The 10,896-nt window shown below is 42.8% G+C and carries 9 protein-coding genes and 1 tRNA gene; 7 read left to right on the plus strand and 3 right to left on the minus strand.

Going from position 1 to position 10,896, the window contains the following annotated elements:
• Positions 1–36 precede the first annotated feature (36 nt).
• Together obgE and FD12_RS00055 are read left to right on the plus strand one after the other, a co-directional pair.
• The gene (gene obgE, locus FD12_RS00050; RefSeq protein ID WP_054748866.1) at positions 37–1,341 is read left to right on the plus strand and encodes a GTPase ObgE; all 1,305 of its coding nucleotides are present in this window, start codon (positions 37–39) and stop codon (positions 1,339–1,341) included.
• A 34-nt stretch (positions 1,342–1,375) separates the two neighbouring features.
• On the plus strand, positions 1,376–3,310 hold the full coding sequence (locus FD12_RS00055) for an acyltransferase family protein (protein ID WP_056980972.1): 1,935 nt from the start codon (positions 1,376–1,378) through the stop codon (positions 3,308–3,310).
• 244 nt (positions 3,311–3,554) lie between these two features.
• Here FD12_RS00055 and FD12_RS00060 read toward each other — a convergent pair whose 3' ends face one another.
• Positions 3,555–4,310 carry a hypothetical protein gene (locus tag FD12_RS00060; protein ID WP_056980974.1) on the minus strand — a complete coding sequence of 252 codons (756 nt, stop codon included), beginning with the start codon at positions 4,308–4,310 and terminating at the stop codon, positions 3,555–3,557.
• Positions 4,311–4,830: 520 nt separating this feature from the next.
• On the opposite strand from FD12_RS00060, the gene rnz reads away from it, so the two are divergent.
• Genes rnz through FD12_RS00085 form a run of 4 tightly spaced genes read left to right on the plus strand, consistent with a single transcriptional unit; the run spans position 4,831 to position 9,089 of the window.
• Positions 4,831–5,769: a ribonuclease Z gene (rnz, locus tag FD12_RS00070; protein ID WP_054748868.1), complete on the plus strand. Its 939-nt coding sequence runs from the start codon at positions 4,831–4,833 to the stop codon at positions 5,767–5,769.
• A 22-nt stretch (positions 5,770–5,791) separates the two neighbouring features.
• A complete protein-coding gene (locus FD12_RS00075; RefSeq protein WP_054748869.1) occupies positions 5,792–6,202 on the plus strand; it encodes a lipopolysaccharide assembly protein LapA domain-containing protein in 411 nt (136 codons plus the stop codon).
• Positions 6,203–6,216: 14 nt separating this feature from the next.
• Complete coding sequence (gene recJ, locus FD12_RS00080) at positions 6,217–8,553, plus strand: single-stranded-DNA-specific exonuclease RecJ (protein WP_056980975.1); 2,337 nt, start codon at positions 6,217–6,219, stop codon at positions 8,551–8,553.
• A gap of 17 nt (positions 8,554–8,570) precedes the next feature.
• The gene (locus FD12_RS00085; protein ID WP_054748870.1) at positions 8,571–9,089 is read left to right on the plus strand and encodes an adenine phosphoribosyltransferase; all 519 of its coding nucleotides are present in this window, start codon (positions 8,571–8,573) and stop codon (positions 9,087–9,089) included.
• Between the two features lie 264 nt (positions 9,090–9,353).
• Here the strand turns inward: FD12_RS00085 and FD12_RS00090 are convergent.
• Both FD12_RS00090 and FD12_RS00095 read right to left on the minus strand, forming a co-directional pair.
• A tRNA-Ser gene (locus tag FD12_RS00090) sits at positions 9,354–9,441 on the minus strand.
• A 45-nt stretch (positions 9,442–9,486) separates the two neighbouring features.
• Positions 9,487–10,134: a VTT domain-containing protein gene (locus FD12_RS00095; protein ID WP_056980977.1), complete on the minus strand. Its 648-nt coding sequence runs from the start codon at positions 10,132–10,134 to the stop codon at positions 9,487–9,489.
• A 157-nt stretch (positions 10,135–10,291) separates the two neighbouring features.
• Here FD12_RS00095 and FD12_RS00100 point away from each other — a divergent pair, with 157 nt between their 5' ends.
• Positions 10,292–10,672, plus strand: coding sequence for a CvfD/Ygs/GSP13 family RNA-binding post-transcriptional regulator (locus FD12_RS00100; RefSeq protein WP_054748871.1), 381 nt, complete (start codon positions 10,292–10,294; stop codon positions 10,670–10,672).
• The last annotated feature ends 224 nt before the right edge of the window (positions 10,673–10,896 follow it).

The following is a 10,896-nucleotide window of genomic DNA, read 5'->3' on the forward strand; positions in this document are numbered from 1 at the left end:
ATTCGAATTGTAAAGGTTAAATTAAGTGGTGAAAACATGTTTGTTGATCAAGTTAAAGTAGATGTTAAGGCCGGAAACGGTGGCAATGGGATGGTCGCCTTCCGACGTGAAAAGTATGTTCCAAATGGCGGTCCAGCTGGCGGTGATGGTGGCCGCGGTGGAAACGTTGTTTTTAAAGTAGATTCAGGAATGAACACCCTGATGGACTTCCGGTACCACCGAAAGTTTAAGGCCAAGAATGGCGGCGGTGGTGCCAATAAATCGATGACTGGTCGAAGTGCCGATGATTTAGTGATTCCAGTTCCAGAGGGGACAACTGTCACTAACGCGGAAACTGGGCAAGTCATTGGTGATCTGACTAAGCCGGGTCAAGAACTCATCGTTGCCAAAGCTGGTCGTGGCGGTCGCGGGAATATTCATTTCGCCAGCCCAACTAATCCAGCTCCTGAAATCGCCGAGAATGGTGAACCTGGTGAAGAGGTCCCACTGCAACTGGAATTAAAAGTTCTTGCGGACGTTGGTTTGGTTGGCTTTCCATCAGCAGGGAAGTCAACGTTATTGTCAGTGATCACCTCTGCCAAGCCCAAGATTGCCGGCTATCATTTCACAACCCTGGTGCCTAATTTGGGGATGGTTCGTTTAGATGATGGGCGGGACTTTGCGGTTGCCGATTTGCCAGGACTAGTCGAAGGGGCTTCAAATGGCGTTGGCCTTGGTTTCCAATTTCTCCGCCATGTTGAGCGGACGCGAGTAATCCTTCATTTGGTTGATATGTCCGGTGTTGAAGGCAGAGATCCCTATGAGGATTTTGTTGCAATTAACAAAGAGTTGACGCAGTACGATCCCAAGATTTTAAAAAGACCGCAGATTGTCGTCGCAACCAAGATGGATTTGCCTGATTCTCAAGAGAATTTGGTTGATTTTAAGCAAAAGTTGGCGGAAAGCTCATCTGATCATGATCAGATTCCCGAGGTGTTGCCAATTTCTTCGGTTACCCATACCGGATTGACTGAACTAATCAGGAAGACTGCTGATTTATTGGATCAGTCGAATGCTGCAGACTTGGATCAGCCAGTCAGTGCCACTAAGGAATATGACTACAAAGCCGATCAATCCAGTGACTTTAATATTTCTTATGATAAAGAATCCGAATCATGGGTCATCAGCGGTGATAAGATTGAGAAGCTGTTTAAGATGACAGATACCGCTCATGACCAAAGCATGTTGAGATTTGCCCGTCAGATGCATGGTATGGGAATCGATGATGCATTACGAAAAGCTGGGGCTAAAGATGGCGACACCGTTAGCATTCTAGACTTCTCGTTTACCTACGTTGAATAATCATTTAATCAAAGACAAGACAGGGAAGATTTCGATGCAACAAGCGCAAACACAAAAAAAGGGAAAAAGGCTTAAAAACAGCCGCTACATTTCCGGGTTTGATGGAATCCGGGCATTAGCCGTTGTGGGAGTTATCATTTACCATCTCTTGCCATACAAGCTGCAAGGTGGTTATCTAGGGGTGCCAATCTTTTTTGTTGTCTCTGGGTATTTAATCACGGACTTGTTGCTCCAAGAATGGGAACAGAATGGCAGGATTGATTTTTGGGGATTTTATGCAAGGCGTCTAAAACGTTTGTACCCCGCGCTTGTATTTATGCTGGTGGGAACCGGCACATACATAACTCTTTTTCAACGGTCATTACTCACTAATTTACGTTCAATTATTACAACCAACATGCTCTACTTATATAATTGGTGGGAAGTTGGTCATGGGCAAAGCTATTTTGACAGGTTTAATGGTGAATCACCATTTACCCACCTATGGTCACTATCAATTGAGGGTCAATATTATTTGATTTGGCCGCTCATATTAATTGCGTTGGTGCTCATTATCAGAAAGCGCCGAACAATTGCGTGGGTGTTATTTGGTTTTGCGGCCTTTTCGGCTGTACTAATGGGGGTTCTCTACACTGGACCCAATACTTTAAATCGGGTCTATTACGGAACTGACACCCGGATGTTCACAATTATTTTTGGTGCCATGCTAGCGGTCGTTTGGCCGTCGACTCACTTACGAAAGAACGTCAATTCGAGATCGCGTTGGACGCTGAACATCATCGGGATCATTGCGTTTACAGTAATGGTTTACCTGTATTTCGAGTTGGCAGGCCAGAATACGTTCACCTATCGCGGTGGGATGTTCCTGATGGCAATTGCCTCAACGGCTTTGATAGCTGCCTGTGCCCATCCTGGGTCAGACGTTAACCGTTGGCTGACTAATCCGGTGTTTTCATGGATTGGGACTAGAAGCTATGGCATTTATCTTTATCAATTTCCAGTGATGATTTTTTACGAAATGCGGGTTAACGACATCGCGGCCCATCCTTTGATGCATGCAACCATTGAGATTGTTTTAATCATGATTATCAGTGAATTGTCGTACCGTTACATTGAGGCGCCACTGCGTCATTACCGTTATCGGAATTTGGGCAGATCGATTTATGAATTTTTCCAGCGAGATTCCGCTTATGGGTTAAAACGATTATGGCTGATCCCAGCCCTTATTCTGATTGGTATCTCAGTCTATGGGAGTGCAATTGCACCGACTAAAGATGCCAAGAATGTCTTGCAGGAAAATATTCTGCAAAATCAGAGCAGCGCAAGTGTCCATAATAAAAAAGCTTTGGCAAAGCAGAAGCAAGCCAAGAAAGTTGCTGATAATAAGAAACGAATGAAGAAGCTTCTCAAGAAAAAGCTAACGCCAACTCAGTATCGAACTGCTAAGAAATATGGGTTAACAAAACGGGAGTATTTAACCGTTCATCAACAACCGCTTACTGCAATTGGTGATTCAATCATGGCCGATAACAGTAAGGACTTGCAGACAGTATTCCATCAAGCTTACGTTTCGGCGGCAGTTGGTCGCCAGATTTGGCAGGCTGGAGACGTTTTGAAGGCCCTTAAGAAGAAAGGCGAGTTAGCACCGAATGTGTTGGTAAACTTGGGGACCAATTCGCCAATGACACCAGCCCAAATTGACAGCGTCGTGAAGGCGATTGGTAAGGGTCACAAGATCTTCTGGGTCAATTGTCACGTGCCAACCAGAAATTGGGAAACAGAAGTGAACCGGACGATCCAAGGAGCTTCCAAGAAGTATGCCAATTTCTACGTGATCAACTGGCATAAGTATAGTTATAACCGCAATGACTGGTTCTGGAGTGATAATGTCCATCCAAATCCGCGTGGAAATGTCCACTATACGAGACTGGTTGCTAAGCAGATGAGTCAACATTTGAGTATTAAATAACAGAGCGGGAAATGATCCCGCTAGTTTCAGAATAAGCCAATCATCCAGACATTCAGGCTTTGAATGTTTGAAGGATTGGCTTATATTTTGGAAACGATTATAGGAAACGCGCTTTATTAATGTTAGGGACGAAAATTCTAACGGGTGAGGAGCAATGATGTTGCGTTCCAACCTCGTTTTTGTTTGGTATGGTGGAAATGAGCAGCTGCCGTCAGTCACTTTATTTAAATCCAAAGTTATTAAATTAATCCAGTTTGACAACGAGCTTGCGATTTGGACTATCTGAAATCTTTTTACCATGCGTATCAAATAGTGAGCCAAAATTAATAAACAGTTTCTTGGCCGGCTTTGATTGATAGTCATACAGGTAGCCGTTCATGACGAAGGTTGCAGACTCATTGGCTGGAATTTTGTTACCAGCCGAAGAATCTGACAATTGATCAGCAGTTGTCATGGTTTGACCGGTGTCTGTTTTGACGGATTGAACCCCATTTAGGGCAATCGTTGTCTTGTGTTTATTGGTAACCGTGTAATTGAGCACAAAGGTGTAGTAAGTGTCAGGAATACTGCTGATATTTAATACTTGTTCAGCAGCCGTTTTAGCTTCTGAGGTTTTGGCCGTATTCTTCAAGACTCTCACTTTATTGACTTTATAACTCACGTTGCCTGCCGAGAGCACAGCCGCATTCGTGGCAATCTTGGTCAACGTTTGCTCAGTTCCGAAACGATCGTAGGAAAACTGGCTGGGACTGGTTAGGTTACCGTCTTTAACGTAATTTTTGCTATCAGCGACTTTTTTAGGCACCTTGTACTGATAATCGCTGAGATTTTTGGTTGCATGGGCTTTTTTGGTTGAAGAAGCAGTTGAACTGCTATTTTGCATATTGGCACTCAATGCAGCCTTTTGATTTGATTGGTTTTTATGGTTCTGACTGCCGCAGCCAGCAAGACCAACGGCTAAGACTGCAGATAAAATTAGGATAAATCGCTGTTTTTTCATATTTAATACCTCTAATAGAAAACAATTGATTTGTTGACAATTCTAAACCCAAATACCAATTGATGGGTATCTAACGTTCTTAAATCCATTTTTGAATCCAAATGGCTCGTTCTCGTGATAAATTGATCTAATGTTATTGTAGCAAATCCTAGGTGAGATGGGTCATTTGTGTCAAGTAATAAGGAATTCTTGTCAATTGTTAGTTGTTTGATTGGTTCGTAATGTTGTCCCTTGGCGATTAAAAGAATCAGCTTGGGGTTGAGTGTGCTGCTGGCACAGTAGAATTCATCTAGATTCACGGTTTCTTCCTGCCTTCCTGATTAGTATTTTACCCGATTTATGATACAATTGAAAAGTGATTTTAAAGAGTGAGCGGACTTGAGCAGGTCACAATTGGCGTGCAGGTTGCCATTGAGAGAAATTCCGATTTCTGCTTGAAAAGGTTGTTTTTCGGGATTCACGACCTGACTTGCCGCTCACTTCAACCAATCGATTTTAAAAATTAAGGAAACGATAAATAATGCAGATTGAATTTTTAGGTACTGGAGCAGGATCTCCAGGTAAGTTTCGAAATGTTTCAAGCTTAGCACTGAGATTGTTGGACGAAATTAACTCAGTGTGGCTGTTTGATGTCGGTGAAGGTACCCAGCATCAAATCCTTCGATCGACCATCCGGCCACGAAAGGTCGACAAAATTTTTATCACTCATTTACATGGTGACCATATTTTTGGCTTGCCAGGCTTTTTAAGTAGCCGATCATTTCAGGGGGGTAACGGACCCTTGGACATCTATGGACCCAAGGGAATTAAGGAGTACGTGAATGTGAGCCTGCGAATTTCAGAAAGTCGCTTGGCGTATCATATTACTTTCCATGAATTGCCTAAAGATACCGATGGCCTTATTTTTGAAGATAACAAGTTCTCCGTGTACGCAGCACCCCTGGAACATCGAATTACCAGCTTTGGATATCGCGTAGTTGAACATGATCATCCGGGTGAATTGATGGTGGATAAGCTATCAGCATTGGGAATTCCGTCGGGGCCCGTGTATGGTCGGCTCAAAAAAGGTGAAGTTGTGACCCTTGACGACGGCCGCACGATTGACGGCAAGGACATGATTGGGCGCGCACAACCTGGGCGGATTGTGACCATTATCGGTGACACCAGGAAAACGGCCAATGCTGAAAAGTTAGCTCAAAACGCCAATGCATTAGTTCATGAAAGTACTTTTGGCAAGGGTGAGAATAAGCTTGCCAAAAGCTATTATCATTCCACCAATACCCAGGCCGCCCAAATTGCTAAGCAGGCGAATGCTAAGATGCTATTATTGAATCACATCTCAGCCCGTTATACTGGAAAGATGGCCCATGAACTAGAGAAACAAGCCCAAACGATCTTCCCAAATACCAAAGTTGTCAAAGATTTTGATGTGGTGGATATTCCGTTTATCAAAGATTAACAATGTGAATGGGGGAGTTGCAATGAAAAAACAAATCACAACAATTGTGAGCATCATTTTAATTATCATAATTGCTCTTTTTGCGTTAATTAATTTTGAATCGGTTGATGTGAACTTTGGTTTTGCATCCGTTCGGGTACCGTTAGTGTTATTGATTTTAATTTCAGTTTTAGTGGGCGCGTTAATTATCTTCTTGTTGTCTTCGATTTTGAATGTCCGTAAGAATCGAGCTTATCGAGAATTGGAGAGCCAGAGCCAGCAAAAACAAGACGAGCTGACAGATCAAATCAAAGCGCTGCAAGCGAACTTGAAAGCCTTAGAAACGCGGCTAAAGAATTCCTATGGTAAACAGGAACTTGGGGCCAAAGATCAGCAAATTACAAACTTAGAAGATGAAATTGCGAAGTTGTCAGACAAATTGTCACAAAAGTAAGGTAGCGTGTTTGAATGATTGAATCGAAGTATAATTGGCAAATGAATCAGATAGACGATCCCCAAGCTGTTGGGAAACTAGCAAAGGAAGCAAATGTTGATGAGACAATTGCCAAATTACTATTACAGCGTGGGATTGATTCCCCGGATCAGGCAACCAATTTTTTGAAACCATCGACTGCCAGTTTTCACGATCCTTATTTGATGCATGATATGAAAAAAGGGGTTGCCAGAATTCAGCAGGCCGTTGAGAACGGAGAACAGATTACCGTCTACGGTGATTACGATGCCGATGGAATTACCAGTACCACGATTATGTATGAAGTGTTAACTGATTTGGGCGCAACCGTTGATTATTATATTCCCAACCGTTTTTCAGAAGGCTATGGGCCAAACGTTGAAGCTTATCGACAGATCATTGCCAAGGGAACCAGCTTAATTATCACTGTTGATAATGGGGTGGCTGGCAATGATGCGATTGCGGCCGCTAATGAATTGCACTGTGACGTGGTCGTGTCGGATCATCATTCGTTGCCGGAGGTATTGCCAGATGCTTACGCAATTATTCATCCGCGAATAAAGGATGCGGATGGAAAAGCCTACCCCTTTGGTGATTTGTGTGGGGCCGGCGTAGCGCTGAAAATTGCCTCTGCCCTTTTGGATGAGCTGCCAACCGATTTGATTGATATTGCCTCGATTGGGACAGTGGCTGATATTGTGTCGTTAACTGATGAAAATCGCGCGATTGTCAAATTTGGAATTCAAGCCATTAAGAACAGTCAACGTCCAGGATTATTGGCTTTGATCAAAGAGGCAGGGATCCAACTTGATCGTTTTGATGAGCAGGACATTGGATTTGCCATCGCTCCTCGCCTTAACTCTTTGGGCAGAATGAAGGATGCAACTGTCGGGGTTGAACTGCTGGCCACTTTTGACGAGGACCGGGCAGCTGAACTGGCTAAATTTGCCAATCATCAAAATGATCTTCGAAAATCATTGGTGGATCAATTTTACAAGCAGGCAGTGGACCAAGTCGAAGCCGATGGCGTGGCTAACAAATCAACATTGGTAGTCGTTGGTGATAATTGGCATCAAGGTGTTCTGGGCATTGTTGCCAGTCGGTTGGTTGAAAAGTATCAACGGCCAACCCTTGTGCTGACAACCCAAGATGAATCAGATGACGCCAAAGGTTCTGGCCGGAGTATCGATAATTTTGATCTTTTTGCAGCAATTAATCCGATTCGTGACCAACTTGTTGCCTTTGGTGGCCACCACTCTGCAGTTGGCTTAACCGTTAATAAGCAAAACATTCAGTCTTTGCGTGACCAGCTTGAAAAAGCAGCTGCTGAACAACAGTTGGACTTGTCAGTTAAGCCAAAGCTTGAGATTGCCGCTAAAATTGGAGTAAATCGGATTACCCCAGAGTTTGTTGATAAGCTAAAGGTCTTGGCCCCATTTGGTCAAGATAATCCTAAACCGATCTTTGACGTTCAATATGACCAGGTTCAAAATGTCAAAACGATGGGGAAAGCCTCCGATCACCTGAAGTTTACGCTTGATCAGGGGAATAGCCAGTTGACTGCCATTGCATTTGGCAAAGGGGCGTTGGCTCCCCAGATTCAAGCTGGCTCCAATAGTTTGCGCGTAGCAGGTCAGATCGGTGAAAACACTTGGAATAATCGAACGACCTTGCAATTGATGGTGGATGATCTCAACCAAGCAGCTGCGCCAGTGATTGACGAACGAACTCGGGTTCTTCATGAGCAAATGTTTGCGAAGAGCGGGACCTATGTTTTCTTTCACGAGAGAAACTTGGCTCAGCTGAAGGGCTATTTCAATGGTGATGCCAAAGCTGTGATGTATGACCAGTTGATCAATGGCAATCGGAGCGATACGGAGGACAGCCAGCTATTTATTGTGGATTGCCCAGACGTGATTGAAGATCTCACTAAAGTTATCGAAAGTTGCCGACCAACGACGACCGTTCTTTATTTGTATAAAAAGCAATTAGTTTCAAAAATAGGGATGCCAGATCGGAATTCTTATGCTAAACTATTTAAGTTCATAAGAGAGAATCCGAATATTAATATTGCGACTCAATTGAAGCATTTGTCGGAGCATCTGCACATTGCTGCTCGAACAATCGTATTTATGGTTCAGGTCTTTTTAGAGCTGGACTTCATCACAATAAATGACAGAGTTATCAATCTTAACCCGCATTACGCGGCTCATGATCTCAAATCTGCCCCAAGTTACCGTCTCAGGGAAGAACAGTTGAAGACCGAAAAGCAACTGCTAGTGTCTGACACGCACAAATTGGTTAAGTTTATTAAGGATTGTTTGGACAGCTGATGAAAGGAAGAAATACTATGTCGATCGATTTTTCAAAGTACATTGCATCATATCCAGACTTTCCAGAACCTGGTATCTTATTTCGAGATATCTCGCCACTTCTTGAAGATGGAGAGGCTTATCGCGCTGCGACGGACCAAATTGTCCAATTTGCCAAGGAACGCAACGTTGAGATGATTGTGGGACCCGAAGCACGGGGCTTTATCGTAGGTTGCCCGGTTGCCTATAAGCTTGGGGTCGGTTTTTCACCAGCTCGTAAGAAGAATAAGCTTCCAGGTGAAACCATCGAGGCTAGCTATGGCTTGGAATATGGGAAAGCATCCTTGTATCTTAGAACAAATGCCATCAAACCCGGACAGCGGGTCTTGGTTACTGATGACTTGTTGGCTACTGGTGGCACGATCGATGCAACCATCCGTTTAGTTGAACGATTAGGCGGAATTGTTGTTGGAACAGCATTCTTGATTGAATTGTCCGATTTAAAGGGCAGAGAAAAAGTTAAGGATTATGATTTCTTTACACTATTAACTTACTGATATTAATGATCCTCTTCGTTGGCCAACTGCTGATGGAGAGGATTTTTACGATTTATCTAATTTGTTTGCTAGTACTGGAGGTGGGGATCAGTATGATGTGTCCTTAAGAGGTACTGGATTTTTGATTCAATGGGCCTGGTTAGTCCTGCCATTCTGTAAATTGGAACTGCAGCGTAATTCTTCTCGGATGATGAATGAATAGTAAAAAAGACAGAAACGAAGTAATTGCAATGATTACAACGTTTCTGTCTTGACTTATTTTTAAGGTGAGTACAGGATTTGAACCTGCGCGCCGGTATTAGCCGGTTCGCCGGATTTCGAGTCCGGTGCATTACCACTCTGCCAACTCACCAGAACAAAGAATATTATATCAATTGTCCGGTGACTTGTAAATTGTTCATTCTTTTGTTGGTGCAAATTTTGTTTTGACAAACCCAATGACTGCTGGAATGAGGGAAATGATCACGATACCAATGATCACCATCGAGAAATTGTCTTGAACAACGGGAATGTTGCCAAAGAAGTAACCGGCACCGCAACAGATAGCAACCCACAAGATACAAGCGGAGATATTATATTTTGCGAATCGTTGATAAGGGAAATCACTGGTAGCCGATACAAACGGGATTAGGGTCCTAATGATGGGCATGAATCGTCCCAAAAAGATCGCCATGGCCCCATATTTTTCGAAGAACTCGCGGGCTTTGGCCAAATCTTTTTCTTTAATGAATCTGCCCAAAATCTTGTTGTGCGGAATTAACTCGCCAAATTTGCTTCCGAAGAAGAAGTTCAGTGAATCTCCTCCAATTGATGCAATTAAGAAGAGAATAATGAAAATTCCGATATTTAAATTGTAATTGGCATTGGCGGCAAGTGCTGCAGCTGCAAATAAGAGTGAATCACCAGGAAGAAATGGCAGAATGACCGCGCCGGTTTCAACAAAGATGATTGCGAACAGTATTAGGTAAGCTGAATTACCAAATGTATTGACGATATTCACCAAGTGGTCATCAATATGGAGAACAAAGTCGATTAATGTACTCACAAAATCATTCCTTTTAAATTTATTATTTACGATTCTATCAGATAACGGTAGAATGAGCCAATGTTGTTATCCACCTTTACTAAAAAACAACTTTTATTGTGACATTGATATTTCCGGGGTACAATATTATTCAGGATAATCTAAGTAGGTGGTAGTTATGCAATTAAAAATAGGAATGAAAATAACGGGAGTGGTCACTGGTGTTCAGCCATATGGCGTATTTGTTGACATTGGTGATAAGAAGCAAGGGCTAATCCATATCTCTGAGTGTAAAGCAGGATATGTCGACAATATCAACAGATTATTCAAGGTGGGACAGATGGTTGAGGCGTTAGTGATTGATATTGACGAGTATTCGGGTAAGGTTTCTCTATCAACCCGAAGCCAGAATGCGCGACTTGATGTGTTACAACGTCCAAGTCTCAATAGACCACAACATATTCATTACTGGACCAATTACCGTTTGCAGTTCGGCTTTTCAAGCATCGCTAGACTCAGAGATCAGTGGTTGAGTGAGGCTAATGAGTTATTTAAGTAAAAAAGTGCTTGACCGCCTCTTCATATCTTGGTAAACTATTATCCGTTGTCAAATATTGATCGGTTATCAATTTTTAAAAAGTATGAAAAAATTACTTGATTTAAGATTGAAAATCTGATAATATTAAATAGTTGTCAAAAGCGATAAACAAGCGCTTACGACAACTTGGTAGACCTTTGAAAACTGAACAAAATTTTCGACAAACAAATGTGCAGGGCGTTCCG

It is taken from the genome of Lentilactobacillus rapi DSM 19907 = JCM 15042, from assembly GCF_001436255.1.
Lineage (GTDB): Bacteria > Bacillota > Bacilli > Lactobacillales > Lactobacillaceae > Lentilactobacillus > Lentilactobacillus rapi.